Source organism: Achromobacter sp. PD1 (assembly GCF_048541815.1).
GTDB classification, from domain to species: Bacteria; Pseudomonadota; Gammaproteobacteria; order Burkholderiales; family Burkholderiaceae_B; genus Achromobacter; species Achromobacter bronchisepticus_A.
Window position 1 is genome coordinate 1,439,088 of the sequence record NZ_CP183349.1, and the last position, 21,747, is coordinate 1,460,834.

The following is a 21,747-nucleotide window of genomic DNA, read 5'->3' on the forward strand; positions in this document are numbered from 1 at the left end:
GCATCTTAGACGCGCCCTGGGAAAAAATGCGTCATGCGGAGGCGGGAAGATCCGTTGCGGATCTTCCCGGGAGCTATTGCTCAGGCGTGGTCGACGGTCAGCTTACCTTTCTGCAGCAGGTCATTGATGATGGCCTGGTTGCTTATGGACTGGCCGTAGGCATCGTGGGTGAGATCCACGTTTGCCAGCACGATCTTCTGGTCCGCGCCCTGGGTACCCAGCTGGCCCTGGGTGTTCACATCGATGACCGTGTCGTTGTCTTCCTTGCGGAAGCCCAGGTAGTTGGTTAGGTTGCCGTCGTTTTCGCCGACGAGTAGTTCCTGCAAATCAAGAATGTCGCCGCCGTCGGCTTGCTTCTGAATCGAGAAGTCCATGATCCTATCCACAGCAGGGGCGTCCGTGGTGCCCTGGTCATTGAGTCCCCACTTGAACGTGTCGCTGTTGTCGTCATATCGGACGCCATTGCCGTCGCCGTACATGAGGTCATTACCCATGCCACCTATCAGAACATCACTGCCTGCATCGCCTTCGAGATAGTCGTTGCCTGTGCCGCCCGACAGGATGTCGCGGCCATAGCCACCGTACAAGGTGTCGTGGCTACCTTGGCCGTAGAGGATGTCGTCGCCATCGCCGCCGTGTAGGATATCGAAACTACCGCGTGTATCTCCATGCACTTCTAGGATTTCATGGTTTTCCGAGATGAACTTGTACAGATCTACATCCGTAGGCGGCACGCCAACCTTCAGAAACAAGAATTGCTTGAGCGCCTCCAGGCCCAACCCGTCGTGCAGACCTTCAGGTCTGGCGGGATTGCCATCGATGCCCCAGGGTAACTGATCGGTGTTGATCGCATCGCCGAACAGGATGTCTGAACCCTTTCCTCCGGAGATCCAATCTGTGTCCGGCAAGGCCAGTACATGGCCTGGCAAGTCGCCGGCCTCAGCTTCTCGGCCTTGAGAAATCCGAAAGTCAGCAGGTTTTGGGGGAGGAGGGGGAAGGCCGAGCATGCCTCCGTGGTCGCCTAGTATCACGTCATTGCCGTCTCCGCCGTACCAATTGTCGATGATCTGGGCTCGGTTGTAATCGTCGTCGCCACCGACGATGAGCTGGCCTACGTTGATTTTGAATGTCTGCTGATGGGATAGGTCGTCGCCTCCGTTGGAAGTGCCACCGTTATCTCTGACGCGAAAGTCGAAGGACGATGAAGTATTGTTTCCGTCGAAGGTCACAGCGTCGGGTTGGAACACTAACTTTCCGCTGGCCAGATCTTCAGTGCTGATTTCTTGTCCTTGCACAATCGCTTTGCCATTCAAGAGCAGCCTACCGTGTTGGGGTAGAGAGTCGATGATCACCGACTTCATCGAATGTCCTTCCCCTGGATCGGAGAATGGGAAATCATTCAGACTGAACGTGTAGCGGCCGCCTGCCACGACGTTGCCGGAGGCGTCTTGCGATACGGGGGCGTCGTTGACGGACAGAACTCGAATGTTCAAGGTGGATGAGGTCGTGAGCGTGCCGTCCGTCACGGTGTACGTGATCTGCGGGACGTTTCCGTTCCAGTTTGCGTCCGGTGTGAACACATAGTTGCCGTCGGCTTTCACGAGGATTGAGCCCACGCCCTCCATGTACGCAGTGATGCCGGCGGAGTACGTTGTGCCATTGAGGGTGAACGTTGTGACAGTCAGCGCGTCGTTGTCGACATCGATTGCCCCGATGAGCACGTTGCCGGATGCCGCGTGGTCCTCTAACACCTGGTTGTCGTGTGCCTGGAGGATCGGCGCGTCGTTGGCGCCCGTGATTTCAACGGTCAAGACGGCCGAGCTGGTACCACCCTCGCCATCGGAGACGGTATAAGTGATCGAACTGTAGGCTTTCTCGCCGACGCCGAGGTGTTGAAAGGCAGAGCCTGGGTCGAAGCTGTAGGAGCCATCGGCGTTCAGTGTGAATGTGCCGCCGTGGGAGCCCGCGATGGCGGCGCCTACGTTGGCTGTGTTGCCGTTCACTTGCGAAACGACAAGCGCGTCGCCGTCTGGGTCGTTGTCGTTTGCCAACACGCCGTTTTGAGCACCGACGTCGAGAGTCGAGTCCTCGCTGACAGCGCCCGAGTCTCCAGCCGCCAGGGGGGCGGGATTGGCAATGGCCCAGTCGAACTTCTGCGAGGTTGTCGCGCCAGAGGGGTCTGTGGCGGTAATGGTGACGTTGTATACGCCGATACTGCCGCCTTGCGACGCCGATGGATCGATATCACCGTTAATGATGCCGGTGCGCGGATCGATGCTCAGGCCGGGCGGCAAACCGGTTGCGGTGTAGGTAAGCTTGTCGCTCGCGTCCGGATCCGAGAAGCGGCCGGAGATGTCGTAGCTCACGTGGGTCTGAGCGTCCAGGCTGGATGTATCGGAAATGGCAGTGGAGACTGGCCCGTCGTTGGTGCCGGTGATCGTCACGACGGCGGTTGCCGTGGAGGTGGCGCCGCTGGGATCCGTGATGGTGTACGAAATGGTGCTGGTGGCGGTTTCGCCCGCGGCCAGGCGGTCAAACTCGTTTCCCGGCGTGAAGACATAGCTACCGTCAGGCAGGACTGTGAATGTGCCGCCATTGCTGCCCGCGATTGAAATGCCGTCCGCGGTCATGGGCCGGCTACCTACCGACGCTATCGTCAGGTGATCGCCGTCCGGGTCTGAGTCGTTCGAGAGCAGGTTGCCGCGTACCTGGCCGTTTTGATCGCCTTGCCCCGCATCGTCCCGCGCGGTGGGGGCATGGTTGACGCTGACGGGAGTGGGCGCCTGGTCGTCGCCATTGACGGGGCCAGTGCTGGACATGCGTGGCAAGACCGCTTCATCGCGTGCGGGATTCGAGTAGGCCAGATCGAGCGGACTGGTGGTTTCAAGAAGGCGAGCCAGTCGGACAAAGCTGCTGCCGCCTCCACCGCCGCCGCCTGCCACGACGGCGGCGGTGGGATCGAGTTCATCGAACAGGTCGCGGCCGTCTTGCAGTGCGGCCAACAATCGGTCGGAGTCGGTGCCAGCGGGCGGCGCTACCGCCGCTTCCGACGCATCATCCAGAATGCCGGTCATTTCGCTGGTCAGCGCGACGTCGCGGTCTTCGCCGATGACGATCGGCATGCCGTTTTCAATATGCAGGGAAACCGTGGCGCCCGAGGCTGTGACGACGTCACTGCCGACCGCGACTTTGCTGCCTTGATGCAGTTCGGTCAGGGAACCGTCGCTATTGCGTATCCATGCGCGACCGGAGATTTCGTTGACGATTGCGGCGGGAGTATTGGCCATGTTGGTCTCGTTTCAGAGCGTTGTCCAAGATGGTTTGATACTAGAGGGCGTTGCTGCCGCTCGATACTGCCAATACTAATAGTGCTAAGCAAAGACGTAGCAGCTTGATGGAAGACGAATCATGCGAGAAGGCCGTTTCCGGCCCTTCCTGGATTCGTCGCCTAGGCATGGTCGACGTTCAACTTTCCTTTCTGCAGCAGGTCATTGATGATGGCGTGGTTGTTCATGAGTTGGCCGTAAGCATCGTGGGTGAGGTCGACGTTCTCCAGTACGATTTTCTGATCTGCGCCCTGCGTGCCCAGCTTGCCCTGGGTGTTCACATCGATGACGGTATCGTTGCCTTCCTTGTGGAAATTCAGGTACTTGGCCAGTGAGCCGTCATTCTCGCCGACCAGCAACCCCTGCAGATCCAGAATGTCGCCGCCGTCGGCTGGCTTCAGGGGCGAGAAGTCCTTGATCGTATCCACGGCCGGGGTGCCTGCGGCGCCTTGGTCGTTGAACGCCCACTTGAATGTGTCGCCGCCTGAACCGTCGTACAGGATGTCATCGCCTTTGCCGCCAAGCAGAACATCGTTGCCGGCATCGCCAAACAGCGTGTCTTTGCTAGCGCCGCCGGACAGGACGTCGTTGCCATCGTCGCCGTGGAGCAGGTCGCTTCCTCCCTGGCCATAGAGAATGTCGTTGCCCGCGCCGCCATGCAGTTCATCATTGCCGCCGCGCGTATCTCCCTGTACGTCGAAAAGCGCGTGGTTGTCTGAGATGAACTTGTGCAGATCGGCGTCGGTGGGCTGGATGCCGTTCTTCAGAAGCAGGAACTGCTTGAGCGCGTCCAGGCTGGACCCGGCGGGAAGGTCCGCGGGCCGGGCAGGGTTGCCATCGATACCCCAGGGCAAGCGGTCCGTATTAATTGCATCGCCGAAGAGAATGTCCGAGCCGTCGCCGCCATGGAGCTTGTCGTTACCGACCGAGGCTGCCTCATTACTCGTCCGGCTGCCGATTAGCGCCGCCGTGAGATCTGAGGGATCCCGTACAACTTCTGAGCCACCCCCGCGTTTATCCGCGAGTGTATAAATGCCTCCGATTTCTGCATGGAGTTGACCGTTGGTTGGGCTATTGTCATTGAGCACAAATTGGTAGAGGTAATCGCCCGGCCCGTAAATGCTGTTGGTCTGAGTGGTCGCCTCGGAGCCCGATTCAACCACTGTCCATTCAGAACCGTTCCATTTCAGCAAGTTCCATTTGAATGTATCCACCGGACTCTTGTTGTAAAGCCACAAGTCGAATTTGAACGGGGCGCCGGCCGGATTGGTAATCGTAATTTTGTCGGCCACATTCATGGTTACGGTGAACGACTGGCCGTCGGCTGTTGTATCCGTGAGAGCCATCTTGCCTGATGTGAAGCGGCCCCAGCTTCCTCTGACAGTGTCAGCCTGACGCCCGACGGTGCCATCGCCTTCCTGCTGCCATCTGGCGGGGTCGTTGGCACCCTCGACCCAGTCGCCGTCGAAATTGATTTGCTTGGCATGATCGGAGGTATCCCAGAGCCAATCGCCGGTGTTGTCAAATTTATCGAGTACGCCTTGAACAACCCGCGGACCGACGCCAATAGCATGCACATCGCTGATTTCGGCAAGCCTCTTGAACTCGACGTCACGATCATAGTTGTACTCGGTGTTTGGCTCGCCATCCGTCAGAAAGTAGGTGATATTCTTGTACGGATTGCCCTTGTCATCCAACGTGGGCTGGCCATCAAACCAATTTTTGGTTTCATGGAGGGCCGCGCCATATGGCGTGCTGGGCCTGGTCTCTAAACGCAGAAGACTGCTCACTATTTCGTCGACATTGTCTGGTGTCAGGCCCGAGATCGACTTTTGTACCCTGGCATTCTCTCCATTGAACGTGATCAACGATACGTTGATGGTTCCGTCATGCGTTGCCAACTGATCTTCCAGCAAGTGCTTGAGTGCCTTCTTGGCGGCATCGAGCGGGGTTTCCCCATTTCGGTAGAACGCTTCCCCCCAGTCCATTGAGGTCGACAGGTCCAACAGCAGCGCGATGTTGTAGCTGGTACCTGCAATCACATTCTTCGCCATGCCGCCTTGGTCGCCCAGCAGCACGTCGTCACCTGAGCCGCCCAGTACCGTGTTGTTGCTGTTGTTGCTATCCAAGAATTGATCTACGTGTAGTCTGAACGTTTGTTGATCAGATCTATCCTCGCCGCCATCGGTGCTGCCGCCATTGTCCTTGACCCGGAACTCGAAGGATGCTCCAGCGCTTTCACCGGCACTGCGCGTGTCGGACTCGAACACCAACTTGCCGCTGGCCAGATCCTCCGCGCTGATCTCCTGTCCCTGCGCCACCGGTTTCCCGTCTAGAGACAGCACGCCGCCAGCGGGCAGGGAGTCGATGATCACGGATTGCAGCGAGTGTCCTTCTTCCGGATCGGAGAACGGAAAATCGTCCAGACTAAAAACGTAGCTACTTCCAGCCGCTACATGGCCAGAGCCGTCTAGCGAGAGGGGCGCGTCGTTGACGGCTTGGACATGGATATCCAAGGTGGATGAGCTTGTCTCCGTGCCGTCTGTCGCGGTGTAGGTGATCTGTGGGACATCTCCGTTCCAGTTCGAATCCGGTGTGAAGGTATAGCTGCCATCCGCGTTGATGAGGACCGAACCCACGCCAGCGAGGTATGCGGTGTTGCCCGCGTCATACTTTGCGCCGTTGATGGTGAATGTTGTGATGGTCAGCGTGTCATTGTCGACGTCGACCGCGCCTGCGAACACATTGCCAGACGCAGCATGGTCCTCCAGTACCTGGTTGATTTGAGCCTGGAGGATAGGCGCGTCGTTGGTTCCGATTATTTCGACGGTGAGAGTAGCGGAGCTTGTACCTCCCTCGCCATCGGAAACGGAATAGGTTATCGAACTGTGGGCCTTTTCTCCGATGCCGAGATATTGGAAGGCAGAGCCGGGATTGAAGGTGTAGGAACCGTCCGCGTTCAGCGTGAACATGCCGCCGTGAGTCCCGGCAATCGCCACACCGACGTTCGCTGCGCTGCCGTTGACGTGTGAAACGGCCAGGATGTCGCCATCCGAATCGCTGCTACTGGTTAGTACGCCATGCTGGGCGTTGACGTTGAGGGTAGTGTCCTCATCCGTGGTGCCTGTCGCGTCGGTACCGGCTGGAATTGTGTTGATGACGTCCCAGTGGAATTCCTGGGATGTCGTAGCGCCGGAAGCGTCGGTCGCTGTTATGGTGGCTGTATACCGTCCGCCGATACCGCCCTGCGAAGCGGAATGGTCGACATCACCGCTGATGATTCCGGTGTTCGGGTCAATGCTTAAACCGGGCGGTAAACCCGTGGCGGTAAAGGAGAGCCTGTCGCTGGCGTCTGGATCCGAGAAGTGGCCGGAGACGTCATAGCGCACGCTCGTCTGCCCATCCAGGCTGGAGGCGCCGGATATCGTGGTGGAAACCGGTCCGTCGTTGGCGCCGGTGATCGTCACGACGGCGGTTGCCGTGGCGGTGGCGCCGTTGGGGTCCGTGATGGAGTAGGAAACGGTACTGGTGGTAGTTTCGCCCGCGGCCAGGCGCTGATGCGCTTCCCCCGGGGTGAACACGTAACTCCCGTCAGACAGGACGGTGAATGTGCCGCCATTGCTGCCCGCGACCGTAACGCCGCCCGAGGTCATGGTCTTGCCGCCGACCGACGCTATCGCCAGCGGATCGCCGTCTGGGTCCGTGTCGTTCGCAAGCAGGCTGCCGCGTACCTGATGGTTCTGATCGCCTTGTCCTGCATCGTCTCGCGCGACGGGCGGGTGGTTGATGCTGACCGGCGTAGGCGGCTCGTCGTCGTCGCTGATGGCGCCGGTGCCGGACATGCGAGGCAACACTGCATCGCTGCGGCCGGGATTGGAATTGGAATAGCTCAGGTCAAGCGGGCTAGTGGTTTCAAGAAGGCGCGCCAAACGGACGAAACTGCTGCCACCTGCATCACCGCCACCGGCCACGACGACGGCGGTGGGATCGAGCTCATCGAACAGGTCGCGGCCGTTGCGCAGAGCGGCCAGCAAACGGTCAGAGTCGATGCCTGTGGGGGGCGTGACCGCCGCTTCGGACGCATCGTCGAGCGTGCCGGTCATTTCGCTGGTCAACGCGACCTCGCGGCCCTCGCCGATGATGATCGGCATGCCGTTTTCAACTTGGAGGGAAACCGTCGCGCCCGACGCAGTGACCAGGTCGCTGCCGGCCGGGACCTTGCTGCCGAGGTGCAGTTCGGTGAGGGATCCGTCGCTATGGCGCAGCCACGCGCGACCGGAAATTTCGTTGACGATTGCGGGAGACGTATTGGCCATGTTGGTTCCCTTTCCAGGGGGTTATCCAAGAAGGCCAGATACTAGATTTCGTTGCCAGAGCTCGATACTGGCAATACTGACAGTGCCAAGCCGCAATGCTGCTGCTTGGGGAAAGATGCCAAGCAGGGAAGGCCGTTGCCGGCCTTCCCTGGGGCTTGTTGCTTAGCTGTGGTCGACGTTCAGCTTACCCTTCTGCAGCAGGTCGTTGATGATGGCCTGATTGCTCATGGCCTGACCGTTCGCGTCATGGGTGAGATCGACGTTCTCCAGCACGATCTTCTGATCCGCGCCCTGGGTGCCAAGCTTGCCCTGGGTGTTGATCTCGACGAGCGTATTGTTGGAGTTGGCCGGATCCTGCTTGAAGTTCAGGTACTGCGACAGGTTGCCGTCCTTCTCGCCCACGAGCAGGTCCTTCAGGTCCAGCACATCCCCGCCGTCGGCGACCGAGGCCTTCGAGAAGTCCTTGATCGTGTCGATCGCGGGCTGCGCCGTGGTGCCCTGGTCGCCGAGCTGCCACTTGAACGTGTCGCTGCCGCCGTCACCCCACATGGTGTCGTTGCCCTTGCCGCCGACCAGGATGTCGTTGCCAGCGCCGCCGTGGAGCTCGTCGTTGCCGGTTCCGCCATAGAGCTTGTCGTTGCCGTCATCGCCCCACAAGACATCATTGCCGCCCTGGCCATAGATGATGTCGTCGCCCTTGCCGCCGTGCAATTCGTCATTGCCGCCACGCGTGTCGCCAGCCGCATCGAACTGTCCCGGATTCTGCTTGATGAACTCGTATATCCGTTCGTTGGTCGGCGCGACGCCGTCCACGGCAGTGAGGTAGTCCTTCAGCGAGTCGAGACCGCCACCATTGTGGGATCCCGCGGGATTGCCGGCCCACGCCAGGTGGTCGGTGTTGATCGCGTCACCGAAGATGATGTCGTTGCCGTCGCCGCCGTAGACGGTGTCGTGGCCGACTTCGGCCGGATTGCTCGTGCTGCTGCCTCCCTTGAGCGCGGCCGCCAGGTCGTTTGCGGTGTTGACGATGTCAATGGAACCAACCTTGCCGGTGACGGTGTCCCAGCCCCAGTAGTCAAACGAGATCTGGCCATTGCCGACAGTGTCCGTATTGTCGAAGAAGCGCAGGATGTTGCTGTCGATGCCGGTTCCGATACCGATGCCGTGGACCTTGCTGGTGCCACTCAAGGCTTTGAAGGCGTCGACGGATTCCTTCATGGTGTTGTAGTCGGTATCGTTACCCGGTCCTTTGACGCTCCCGCCGTTGTTGTAGTACTGAGTCGGATTGCCGTCGGTCAGGAAGAAGGTCAGGTTTTCGAACTTCACCCCATTCGGGGTCGCTTTGCCTTGGTCAGCAAACCACTTCACGGTGGCGTTGAACGCCGCCTCGTAGTTGGTGCCCGCGATATCGCCGCTCGCAATCGTGAGTTTGTTGATCGCCTCGATCAACTGGCTCAGATTGTCCTTCGTGAGGTTGTTGAACGTGATCGGAGCTTGAGCATGGGTTGCGAAGCCGATCAGCGATACATTGACGACGCCGTCGTGCTTCTCCAGGTCGGCGGCGAGCTTGACCAGCGCGTCCTTGACCAGCTGCATGCGGTTGACACCGGAACCCGATTGCGCGGACATGCTGCCCGAACGGTCCACCACCAGTGCGATGTTGTAGTTCGTGCCGGGGGTGACGTTCGTGACGTAGCCGCCGTGGTCCGCCAGGATGATGTCATCGCCCGACCCGCCGTTCAGCGGCGGCTTGCCGCCGCTGCCGCTGTTGTCATTGCCATTGGTCACCAGGTGATCGGCGGAGATGACGAACTTGTGCTCGGTCGAGGTGTCGTTGCCGCCATTCGCCGTGCCGCCATTGTCCTTCACTTGGAAATTGAAGGAGCTGTCCTGCTTGTCGGCGCCCGGAGTGAACTTCAGCAGGCCTTGTTCGATGGCCGACTTCGGAATCTCCATGCCGGCCGTGACCGGCTTGCCGTTATAGGTCATCGTGCCGCTGGTGGGCGGTTGGGTGATGATGACGCTTTGCAGGCTGTTGCCTTCCGCTCCATCGTCGAAGCGGAAATCGTTCAACGAGAAGACGTACTGGCTATCGTCAGCTTCCAGGTTCGCGGAACCGTCCACGGTCGTGGGCGCGTCGTTGACACCATTGATGGTAATGGTGATGGTGCTGGTGGCCGAGCCGTCGGCGGAGGCGACCGTGTAGGTCTCGACGATGCTTTCGCCCGCCTTGAGGAACTGGATCGCGGCGTTGTTGACGTTGTAGGTGTAGGTGCCATCGGCTTTCATTACGATGGCGCCCAGCGCTCCGCCCGCATGCGTACTGCTGGTGAGCTTGAGGGTGTTGGTGTCGAAGGTCGACTGGCCGGCATCGGGATCCGTGATCGTGACCGCGCCCTTGACGGTGAGATTTCCGGCCGTGACGTTCACATCTTCGGTGACAGACCGGAAGTCGTTGGTCATCACCGGCACGTCATTGGTGCCATTGATCGTGATGGTGATGGTCGTGGTGCTGAAGTCGCCGTCGGAATCGCGGATGGTGTACGAGAACACGTCCGAGAGCGTGTTGCCTTGCCCCAGCGCATTGACGCGCGGATCGCTGTTATTCAGAGTATAGGTATAGGTGCCATCGGCGTGGATGGTGATCTTGCCGTACACGCCATTGACCTCGGCGTCGACGTTGCCTTCGATCGCCTTGTTCGCGTTGGCAGCACCCTTGGCCACGCCGACCACGGTGGTCACGTCGGCGCCCACGGCGTCCGCACCGGTGCCGGTGATGACATTGCCCGTGGCTTCCAAGACCTTGTCTTCCGTCACGCTGGCCGTGTCCGGCTTTGCCTCGGGCGCGCTGTCGGTGATCTGGATGGTCAGCTTGCCGCTGCTGCCGTGGCCGCCAGCATTCTTGGCGGTCACGGTGAAATCGTCATGCACACTGTCCTTGCCGTTAGAGTGATCCTGGGATTTCCCCTTCTCGGTATAGGTGTAAGTGAGCTTGCCGGTAACCGGGTCGTAACCGGTGACCTTCAGCGTGCCCTTGCCCGTGGTCAGGCTGACGGGGTTGGCATTCGTCGCCTTGGTGACGTCCACGCCATTTACGTCGACGCTCACAATGCCCAACGCTGCAGAGATCTGCATCGTTCCCGTAACGGTGTCGCCCGTGGCTTCCGCGACCTTGTTCGTCGCGTTCGTAACGGCGGACTCCGCGGTGGAGGTCACGTTGAAATGCGTGTTCACCTTGTCGCCGTCGCCATCCGTTCCGGTAACGCCAACCGTGAAGTCCATCGGGCCGGCGGGAACGCTTTCCGTATAGGAGCCGGTCGTGAGGAAGGACATCCTGACGCCGCTGCCCGCGGCGACCTCGATGCTATCGAATTGAGAGAACGAGGGGGTGCCCTGGCTCAACATCTCCTTCGTGATGTGGATGGCGCCAGTCGTATTGTTCACGGGTACGGTGATGACCTTGGAAACGCCATCGCTCCATATCGTGACATTGAGCGTGCCGCTTCCCTTGACTTCCGCGACATTCAGCGTGAAATCCGAGAGGGCCTTCTTGAAGTCCATGCGGAAGCTTTCGCCCGAGTCGAAGGAGGTGTTGCCGATCCCGAACGAATTTCCGCTGCCGAACGTGTTGGCGTTGAACGTCTTTCCGCCGCCGGCGCTCAGCGTGGCATAGCCGAGGTCATAGGAGGATTGGGGGTTGTTGCTGATCGAGGAGGCCAAGTCGATCGACGCGGTCGTCCCGGGCCGGGCTTCGTGCTGGGTGACGGTATAGCCGCCCTCCGGATTCAGGGTCACCGTGAAGATCTTGGTCCCGTTGGGCGAGAAGATGTCGACCGAAGACTTGTTGAGCGCGCTGGTCGTCCAGTTCTGCGGCAGCTGACCGACAGACGACACAACCAGCGTGGCGCCCACGGCGTCGGCGCCCGTATGGAATTCCAGAATGCCGGTGGCGCTGGTAGCGGCATTCTCCATCACCGTATTGGTGACGGCGCCGAATTCCGGACTGTCATCCTCGATATTGATCGTGATGGTGCCGTTGCTGGTGGCGTGGCCATCGTTGACCTGCACGCCGATGCCCAGCTGGAGCACGTCCTCGATCGAGTTCGTCGGGTGATCCACTTGGCCCGACAGGGTTACGGTGTAGCCGCCCGCGTCGGTCATCGTGACGGTGATGACGGGGTTTCCGTGGAAGTCCTTGCCGACCAGGGTGTGGCCATTGTCCGACAAGGTCCAGACGACAGGTTTCCCTTGCGAGGTCAGGGCGTTGTCCGCCGGCTTGACCAAGGTGACGGTATGGGTGTCCTTCACATCCAAATCGGAGATGGTCAGGTTGCCGGAGTAGGTGACGGCGTTCGTCGTATCGATGGTGCCCGTGTTGTCGGGTATGCCGTGCGGCAGGCCTTCTTCGGACAGGTTGATGCTGGCGCTGCTGATGGAGGGCAGATCGTTCGTGCCGGTAATCGTAATCGTCAGCACGGCCTCGCTCTTGTCGCCGTCGGCATCGGTGATGGTGTAGCGGATGGTCTCGGTCAGCAATTCGCCCGCCTGCAGCCCCTGGACAGCTTGCAGGCTGTTGTTGAGCTGATAAGACCAGGTGCCATCGCCATTGTCCACCAGCGTGCCGTACTTGGCGTCGCCGGTAGTGATGACCGTCGTGACTGCATCGGCGCCGAGCGTGTCGTTGCCCAACAAGTTGCCGGAGATGGGGGCGGTCGTGCCTTCGGTGATGCCCGCCGTGTCGTTCTTGGCTTCCGGAGCGGTGTCGGTGATGAGCACGACCAGGTCGTCGGACTTGACCTGGTTGGCCGCGTCGGTGACGGTGACCGTGAACTTGTCGGTGACGGAGTCGTCGCCCTTGGTGTGATCCTTGGCGGTGCCGTCTTGCTGGTAGCTGTAGGTGATCTTGCCGCTGGTGGCGTCGTAGCCGGTCAGCGTGAGCTTGCCTTCGGTGCCGGTGATGACACGCGGGGTGGTCGGGCTCAGCGCCTGCAGCTCGGCCACGGTGAGGGTGACGTTGCCGATCTTGACGGTGGCCAGGCCTTCCGGCGCGGTGACGGTCAGTTCGCCGGTGACCGGCTGCGTGGCGTTCTCGGCGATGCTGACGTTGCCAGCGTCTGCGCCGTTGGCGTCGGGGACAGTCACGCCCGGCACGCCATCGGTGTGGCCGTTGATGGTGACCGTGATGGTGGTGGTGCTGACGTCGCCGTCGGCGTCACGGATCGTGTAGGTGAAGGTGTCCTTGAGCTGCTGGCCATCGAGCAGCGCGTTGACGCGCGGATCGTTGTTGTTCAGCTCGTAGGTGTAGGAGCCGTCGGCCTTGAGGACGATCTTGCCGTACTCGCCGTTGACTGCGGTGTTGACGTTGCCGGTGACGTTCTGGCCGGCGCCCACCGTGCCCTTGGCCACGCCCACGACGTTGGTGGCGTCTGCGCCGAGGGTGTCGGCGCCGGTGCCGGTGATGACGTTGCCGGAGGCGCTCAGCGCGGTGTCTTCGGTGACGGTAGCGGTGTCGGGCTTGGCTTCCGGGGCGGTGTCGGTGATGAGCACGACCAGGTCGTCGGACTTGACCTGGTTGGCCGCGTCGGTGACGGTGACCGTGAACTTGTCGGTGACGGAGTCGTCGCCCTTGGTGTGATCCTTGGCGGTGCCGTCTTGCTGGTAGCTGTAGGTGATCTTGCCGCTGGTGGCGTCGTAGCCGGTCAGCGTGAGCTTGCCCTGGGTGCCGTCGATGACACGCGGGGTGGTCGGGCTCAGCGCTTGCAGCTCGGCCACGGTGAGGGTGACGTTGCCGATCTTGACGGTGGCCAGGCCTTCCGGCGCGGTGACGGTCAGTTCGCCGGTGACCGGCTGCGTGGCGTTCTCGGCGATGCTGACGTTGCCAGCGTCTGCGCCGTTGGCGTCGGGGACAGTCACGCCCGGCACGCCATCGGTGTGGCCGTTGATGGTGACCGTGATGGTGGTGGTGCTGACGTCGCCGTCGGCGTCACGGATCGTGTAGGTGAAGGTGTCCTTGAGCTGCTGGCCATCGAGCAGCGCGTTGACGCGCGGATCGTTGTTGTTCAGCTCGTAGGTGTAGGAGCCGTCGGCCTTGAGGACGATCTTGCCGTACTCGCCGTTGACTGCGGTGTTGACGTTGCCGGTGACGTTCTGGCCGGCGCCCACCGTGCCCTTGGCCACGCCCACGACGTTGGTGGCGTCTGCGCCGAGGGTGTCGGCGCCGGTGCCGGTGATGACGTTGCCGGAGGCGCTCAGCGCGGTGTCTTCGGTGACGGTAGCGGTGTCGGGCTTGGCTTCAGGAGCGGTGTCGGTGATGAGCACGACCAGGTCGTCGGACTTGACCTGGTTGGCCGCGTCGGTGACGGTGACCGTGAACTTGTCGGTGACGGAGTCGTCGCCCTTGGTGTGATCCTTGGCGGTGCCGTCTTGCTGGTAGCTGTAGGTGATCTTGCCGCTGGTGGCGTCGTAGCCGGTCAGCGTGAGCTTGCCTTCGGTGCCGGTGATGACACGCGGGGTGGTCGGGCTCAGCGCCTGCAGCTCGGCCACGGTGAGGGTGACGTTGCCGATCTTGACGGTGGCCAGGCCTTCCGGCGCGGTGACGGTCAGTTCGCCGGTGACCGGCTGCGTGGCGTTCTCGGCGATGCTGACGTTGCCAGCGTCTGCGCCGTTGGCGTCGGGGACAGTCACGCCCGGCACGCCATCGGTGTGGCCGTTGATGGTGACCGTGATGGTGGTGGTGCTGACGTCGCCGTCGGCGTCACGGATCGTGTAGGTGAAGGTGTCCTTGAGCTGCTGGCCATCGAGCAGCGCGTTGACGCGCGGATCGTTGTTGTTCAGCTCGTAGGTGTAGGAGCCGTCGGCCTTGAGGACGATCTTGCCGTACTCGCCGTTGACTGCGGTGTTGACGTTGCCGGTGACGTTCTGGCCGGCGCCCACCGTGCCCTTGGCCACGCCCACGACGTTGGTGGCGTCCGCGCCGAGGGTGTCGGCGCCGGTGCCGGTGATGACGTTGCCGGAGGCGCTCAGCGCGGTGTCTTCGGTGACGGTAGCGGTGTCGGGCTTGGCTTCCGGAGCGGTGTCGGTGATGAGCACGACCAGGTCGTCGGACTTGACCTGGTTGGCCGCGTCGGTGACGGTGACCGTGAACTTGTCGGTGACGGAGTCGTCGCCCTTGGTGTGATCCTTGGCGGTGCCGTCTTGCTGGTAGCTGTAGGTGATCTTGCCGCTGGTGGCGTCGTAGCCGGTCAGCGTGAGCTTGCCCTGGGTGCCGTCGATGACACGCGGGGTGGTCGGGCTCAGCGCCTGCAGCTCGGCCACGGTGAGGGTGACGTTGCCGATCTTGACGGTGGCCAGGCCTTCCGGCGCGGTGACGGTCAGTTCGCCGGTGACCGGCTGCGTGGCGTTCTCGGCGATGCTGATGTTGCCGGCGTCTGCGCCGTTGTCGTCGGGGACGGTCACGCCCGGCACGCCATCGGTGTGGCCGTTGATGGTGACCGTGATGGTGGTGGTGCTGACGTCGCCGTCGGCGTCACGGATCGTGTAGGTGAAGGTGTCCTTGAGCTGCTGGCCATCGAGCAGCGCGTTGACGCGCGGGTCGTTGTTGTTCAGCTCGTAAGTGTAGGAGCCGTCGGCCTTGAGGACGATCTTGCCGTACTCGCCGTTGACCGCGGTGTTGACGTTGCCGGTGACGTTCTGGCCGGCAGCGACCGTGCCCTTGGCCACGCCCACGACGTTGGTGGCGTCCGCGCCGAGGGTGTCGGCGCCGGTGCCGGTGATGACGTTGCCGGAGGCGCTCAGCGCGGTGTCTTCGGTGACGGTAGCGGTGTCGGGCTTGGCTTCCGGAGCGGTGTCGGTAATGAGCACGACCAGGTCGTCGGACTTGACCTGGTTGGCCGCGTCGGTGACGGTGACCGTGAACTTGTCGGTGACGGAGTTGTCGCCGGCAGTGTGATCCTTGGCCGTACCGTCTTGCTGGTAGCTGTAGGTGATCTTGCCGCTGGTGGCGTCGTAGCCGGTCAGCGTGAGCTTGCCCTGGGTGCCGTCGATGACGCGCGGGGTGGTCGGGCTCAGCGCTTGCAGCTCGGCCACGGTGAGGGTGACGTTGCCGATCTTGACGGTGGCCAGGCCTTCCGGCGCGGTGACGGTCAGTTCGCCGGTGACCGGCTGCGTGGCGTTCTCGGCGATGCTGATGTTGCCGGCGTCTGCGCCGTTGTCGTCGGGGACGGTCACGCCCGGCACGCCATCGGTGTGGCCGTTGATGGTGACCGTGATGGTGGTGGTGCTGACGTCGCCGTCGGCGTCACGGATCGTGTAGGTGAAGGTGTCCTTGAGCTGCTGGCCATCGAGCAGCGCGTTGACGCGCGGATCGTTGTTGTTCAGCTCGTAGGTGTAGGAGCCGTCGGCCTTGAGGACGATCTTGCCGTACTCGCCGTTGACTGCGGTGTTGACGTTGCCGGTGACGTTCTGGCCGGCGCCCACCGTGCCCTTGGCCACGCCCACGACGTTGGTGGCGTCTGCGCCGAGGGTGTCGGCGCCGGTGCCGGTGATGACGTTGCCGGAGGCGCTCAGCGCGGTGTCTTCGGTGACGGTAGCGGTGTCGGGCTTGGCTTCCGGAGCGGTGTCGGTGATGAGCACGACCAGGTCGTCGGACTTGACCTGGTTGGCCGCGTCGGTGACGGTGACCGTGAACTTGTCGGTGACGGAGTTGTCGCCGGCAGTGTGATCCTTGGCCGTACCGTCTTGCTGGTAGCTGTAGGTGATCTTGCCGCTGGTGGCGTCGTAGCCGGTCAGCGTGAGCTTGCCCTGGGTGCCGTCGATGACGCGCGGGGTGGTCGGGCTCAGCGCTTGCAGCTCGGCCACGGTGAGGGTGACGTTGCCGATCTTGACGGTGGCCAGGCCTTCCGGCGCGGTGACGGTCAGTTCGCCGGTGACCGGCTGCGTGGCGTTCTCGGCGATGCTGATGTTGCCGGCGTCTGCGCCGTTGTCGTCGGGGACGGTCACGCCCGGCACGCCATCGGTGTGGCCGTTGATGGTGACCGTGATGGTGGTGGTGCTGACGTCGCCGTCGGCGTCACGGATCGTGTAGGTGAAGGTGTCCTTGAGCTGCTGGCCATCGAGCAGCGCGTTGACGCGCGGGTCGTTGTTGTTCAGCTCGTAGGTGTAGGAGCCGTCGGCCTTGAGGACGATCTTGCCGTACTCGCCGTTGACCGCGGTGTTGACGTTGCCGGTGACGTTCTGGCCGGCGCCCACCGTGCCCTTGGCCACGCCCACGACGTTGGTGGCATCTGCGCCGAGGGTGTCGGCGCCGGTGCCGGTGATGACGTTGCCGGAGGCGCTCAGCGCGGTGTCTTCGGTGACGGTAGCGGTGTCGGGCTTGGCTTCAGGAGCGGTGTCCGTGATCTGGATGATCAGGTCATTGCTGCGGGTCTCGCCGGCAAAGTCCGTGACGGAAACCTGGAAGAGGTCGCGGACCGAATCGTCGCCCTTGGAGTGATCGGCGGCTCCGCCAGTTTCCTGGTAGGAGTAGGTGATCTTGCCAGTGGCGGCGTCGTAATTGGTGATGGTCAGCACCCCCTTGTCGGTGGCGATGACTACCGGGTTGGCGGCGCTGGCGTTGCTGACATCCTTGCCGCCCACCGTGACCTTGTCGATGCCGGCCTCGGCGGAGACGGTCACGGAACCGGTGACCGTGGCGCCAGAGGCTTCGGCCACATTGTTATGACCCGCCGTCACATTGCCGTCGCTGTCTTCAGGCGTGATCACCGGAGGCGCATCGGTCTGGCCGGTGACCGTAATGGTCAGGGTGGCAGTGCTGGTCGCGCCTTGCGCGTCGGACACGGTGTACTTGATCGACGTCGTCGCGGTCTGGCCGTCATTCAAGTATTGGAAAGCCGTGCCGGGATTGAACGTGTACGTGCCGTCGGCATTGAGCGTGAACGTGCCGCCATTCGAACCGACGACAGGCTTGCCGACGTCGGCGTCGGCGCCATTGACTTGCGAAACGCGGATGGCGTCGCCGTCCGGATCGCGGTCGTTGCCCAGCACGCCTTCGGTAATGTGGTCAACGACCAGAGGCTTGTCTTCACCGGTGGTGCCTTGGTCATCGGTGGCGACCGGGACGGGGTTGCCCACGGTCCAGACGAAGGTCTGCGAAACGCTTGCGCCCGACTTGTCGGTGGCCGTTACGGTGATGAGGTACTCGCCCTTGACGCCCGTGTTGGTGTGATCGGACGCCCAGTTGGCGAACTGGCCGGTGAAGGTGCCGGTGGTGGGGTCGAACTTCAGGCCGCCGGGGATGTGGTCGACCGAGTAGACCAGGGAGTCGCCGTCGTCGCGGTCGCTGAAGAAGCCGGACAGGTTGTAGTTGACGACATCGCCGTCCATGTTGTCCTGGTTCTGCAGGGCAACCGCGGTCGGCGCGTCGTTGGTGCCGGTGATTTCGACTGTCAGCGTGGCGGAGCTGGTGCCGCCCTGGCCGTCCGTGACGGTATAGGTGATCGAGCTGGTCGCCGTTTGGCCAACAGCCAGATGCTGGAAGGCGTTGCCGGGGTTGAACGAGTACGAGCCGTCGGGGTTCAGGGTGAACGTGCCGCCATTGGAGCCGGCCGTCGGCGTGCCGACGTTGCCGGTGGCGCCGTTGACTTGCGAGACGGTCAGGGTATCGCCGTCCGGGTCGATGTCGTTGGACAAGACGCCGTTCTGGGCGTTGACGTTGAGCGTGGTGTCTTCGTTCGTGGTGCCGTTATCGTCGGCAGCCGTCGGTGCGGGATTGGTGACATCCCAGTTGAAGTCCTGGGACGTCGTGGCGCCGGACGGATCGGTGGCGGTCACCGTGACCGTGTAGACCCCATTGTTGCCGCCTTGCGAAGCGGAATGGTCGATGGTGCCGGTGATGATGCCGGTGTTCGGGTCGATGGTCAGGCCGGGCGGCAGGCCGGTGGCGGTAAAGGTGAGCTTGTCGGTGGTGTCCGGGTCCGAGAAATGGCTGGAGACGTTGTAGCTCACGCCGGTCTGGGCATCGATGCCCGAGGTGTCGGCGATGGAGGTGGACACCGGGCCGTCGTTGGTGCCGGTGATCGTCACGACGACGGTCGCCGTGGAGGTGGCGCCGCTGGGATCCGTGATGGTGTACGAAATGGTGCTGGTGGCCGTTTCGCCCACGGCCAGGTGGCCGTATTCGTTACCCGGGTTGAAAACGTAGCTGCCGTCGGGCAGGACCGTGAAGGTGCCGCCGTTGCTGCCGTTGACCGTGAGGCCGGCCGGGGTCATGGGGCGGCCGCTGACCGAGACGATCGCCAGCGGGTCGCCGTCGGGATCCGAGTCGTTCAGCAGCAGGTTGCCGCGCACCAGGCTGTTCTGCTCGCCGCTGCCGGTATCGTTCAGCGCGTTGGGCGGGGTGTTGACGGTGGCCGGGGTGGCCTCCTCGTCGCCGCCGGCGCCGGTGCCGGACAGACGGGGCAGGATCTCCTGGCCGCGGCTGGGGTTCGGGTAAGCCAGGTCGAGCGGGGTGGTGGTTTCCAGGATGCGGGCCAGGCGCACGAAGCTGCTGCCGCCGGCATCGCCGCCGCCGGCCACGACGGCAGCGGTGGGATCCAGTTCATCGAACGGGTCGCGGCCGTCGCGCAGGGCGGCCAGCAAGCGGTCGGAGTCGGTGCCGGAGGGCGGAGCCACGGCCGCTTCGGACGGGTCGGCCAGGGGACCAGTCATGTCGCCGGTCACGGCAACTTCGCGGCCTTCGCCGATGACGATCGGCATGCCGTTCTCGACCTGAAGCGAAACCGTGGCGCCCGAGGCAGTGACGACGTCGCTGCCGGCGGGGACCTTGCTGCCTTGATGCAGTTCAGTCAGGGAACCGTCGCTATTGCGTATCCACGCGCGACCGGAGATTTCGTTGACGACTGCGGGAGAAGTGTTGGCCATGTTGGTTCCGTTTCAGGGAGTTATCCAAGATGGCCAGATACTAGATTGCGCCGCCGGCGCGGGATATTGTCCTCAAGGACAGTATCAGGAAGTAATTTTGATTTTGGCGTCGGCGGGGGCAGAAATGCCGTGGACGAGCAGGGCGAGCTGCAGGCGATCGGTCACGCCCAGCTTTTCGAAAACGGCTGACAGGTGGGCCTTGACCGTGCGTTCGGTAATGCCCAGGGCTTCGGCGATCTGCGCATTGGCTTGGCCGCTGGAGGCATAGCGGGCCACGGTGATTTCGCGCTCGGTCAGCACGCCGCCATCCCAGGAGCTCTCGTCCTGAGCGCGTTCGGCAACCAGCTTGAGCAGGCGCGACACCAGCGAACGGCCCATCCAGATGCCGCCAGAGGCGACGACTTCCAGTGCCTGCGACAGCGAGGCGGCCGAGGCATAGCCGTGGCAATAGCCATGCGCGCCGGCGCCCAGTACCCGGGTGCCTTGCTCGTCGTTCGGACTGGGGCTGGCGACCACCACGTGCAGGTCCGCGAGCGTCGCGGCCCAGATGGGATCCTGCCAGGAAGGCAGCCGGGGCAGGTCCGCATCCAATACCGCCAGAGTGCGGCCCTGTTCGCGCCAGCGTTGCAGGTCGGCCAGGCCGCGCCCGCGGGCCGCCAGCCAGCGGGCCGGGTTCAGGCCGCGCCAATGCTGCCACAACAGGTCGTCGTGCGTAATCAACAGGACAGGAACGGGTTTCATAAAGCCTTGCAGCCCTCCTTTAACGTTCGGTAAAGGCATTCGCCTTAGCGCGCAGTATGGGCTTGAGCAGGTACTGCAGCACCGTGCGCTTGCCAGTCAGGATATGAACCTCCGCCACCATCCCGGGGATGATGGGCAACAGTTTGTCGCCTACCGTGCTGCGGTCCGTGCGGACCCGCACCACATAGTAGGAATTGCCTTTCTCGTCGGTCACGGTGTCCGCGCCGATTTGTTCCACCTTGCCTTCGAGGCCGCCGTAGATGGCGAAGTCGTAGGCCGTGAATTTCACTTCCGCCTTCTGGTCGGCATGCAGGAAGCCGATGTCGCGCGGCTGGATGCGGACCTCGAGCAGCAGCGTGTCGTCCTTGGGCACGATTTCGATGATGTCCTTGCCAGGCTGGACCACGCCGCCGACCGTGTTGTTGAATAGCGTCTTGACCGTGCCGCGCACCGGGGCGCGGACCTCGGCCAGCTTCACGCGGTCGGCCAGCGCCAGCTTGCCTTGGCGCAGGGTAGCCAGCTTGGTGTTGGTTTCGGAGAGTTCGTTGCGGGCCTGGTTGCGGATGTTCAGTTCGGCTTCCTGGAGCTTGCTTTCGGCTTCCTTGATGGAGGCCTGGAAGCGGTCGATCTGGGCTTCGGCGCCTTTCTGTTCGCCGCAGTAGCGGGCCACGTCGCGTTGCAGGCGCAACAGGTCGACTTCGGACACGGCGCCGCTCTTGAGCAGGGGACGGGTCACCTGCAACTCGCGCGAGGTCAGGCCGCAGCTGGCCGAGGCCTGGTCGCGTTTGGCGATCGTTTCGCGCAGGTCTTCCTGGCGCTGCTTGAGCTGTTCGCGGGCAACGTTGACGGTGGCGTTCAATTCCGTGGTGCGCGCCTGCCACGCATTGCGCTCCATTTCCACCAGTCCGGGCGCCTGCGCCAGCACTTCCGGGGGAGCCACGAAGGGGTCGCCGGTGGCCAAGGCCTGCAGGCGGGCCGCCTTGGCGAGCAGGGACAGGTATTCGGCGTTGTTCTCGCCCAGCGACGAGGCGAACCGGGTGGAGTCGATCTTCAGCAGGATTTCGCCGGCCTCGACTTCCTGGCCCGGACGCACCAGGATTTCCTCGACGATACCGCCGTCCAGACTCTGGATGATCTGGACCTGGCGCGAGGGTACGACCTTGCCTTCGCCGCGCACGACTTCGTCGATGCTGCCGGTGCCGGCCCAGAACAGCAGCCCGCCAGTGGCCAGCAGGCTGACCCACAGCAGGATGCGCGAACCGCGCGCCTGCGATTCATGGATGACCCATTCCGCGTTGCCTACGTAGTCGGAGCGTTGCTGGGGCTTGCCTTTTTCGGTTCCGTCCAGCAGGCGGTCGAAGAAGAACACGAACACGCCGCGCAGCTTGCGCCACAAGCTTCCAAACAGGCCGTGCCGGGTTTCGCCAGGATTGTTCAGCATGGTTTCC

General features: G+C 62.6%; 5 protein-coding genes. All 5 read right to left on the reverse strand.

The window, feature by feature from the left end; all coding sequences use genetic code 11:
* Positions 1–80 precede the first annotated feature (80 nt).
* On the reverse strand, positions 81–3,287 hold the full coding sequence (locus ACM1PE_RS06635) for a retention module-containing protein (RefSeq protein ID WP_419342736.1): 3,207 nt from the start codon (positions 3,285–3,287) through the stop codon (positions 81–83).
* A gap of 161 nt (positions 3,288–3,448) precedes the next feature.
* On the reverse strand, positions 3,449–7,642 hold the full coding sequence (locus ACM1PE_RS06640) for a retention module-containing protein (RefSeq protein ID WP_419342738.1): 4,194 nt from the start codon (positions 7,640–7,642) through the stop codon (positions 3,449–3,451).
* Between the two features lie 162 nt (positions 7,643–7,804).
* Complete coding sequence (locus ACM1PE_RS06645; protein WP_419342739.1) at positions 7,805–19,558, reverse strand: retention module-containing protein; 11,754 nt, start codon at positions 19,556–19,558, stop codon at positions 7,805–7,807.
* Between the two features lie 84 nt (positions 19,559–19,642).
* Positions 19,643–20,299 carry a helix-turn-helix transcriptional regulator gene (locus ACM1PE_RS06650; protein ID WP_059371199.1) on the reverse strand — a complete coding sequence of 219 codons (657 nt, stop codon included), beginning with the start codon at positions 20,297–20,299 and terminating at the stop codon, positions 19,643–19,645.
* Positions 20,300–20,318: 19 nt separating this feature from the next.
* On the reverse strand, positions 20,319–21,740 hold the full coding sequence (locus ACM1PE_RS06655; protein ID WP_059371198.1) for an HlyD family type I secretion periplasmic adaptor subunit: 1,422 nt from the start codon (positions 21,738–21,740) through the stop codon (positions 20,319–20,321).
* Positions 21,741–21,747 lie beyond the last annotated feature (7 nt).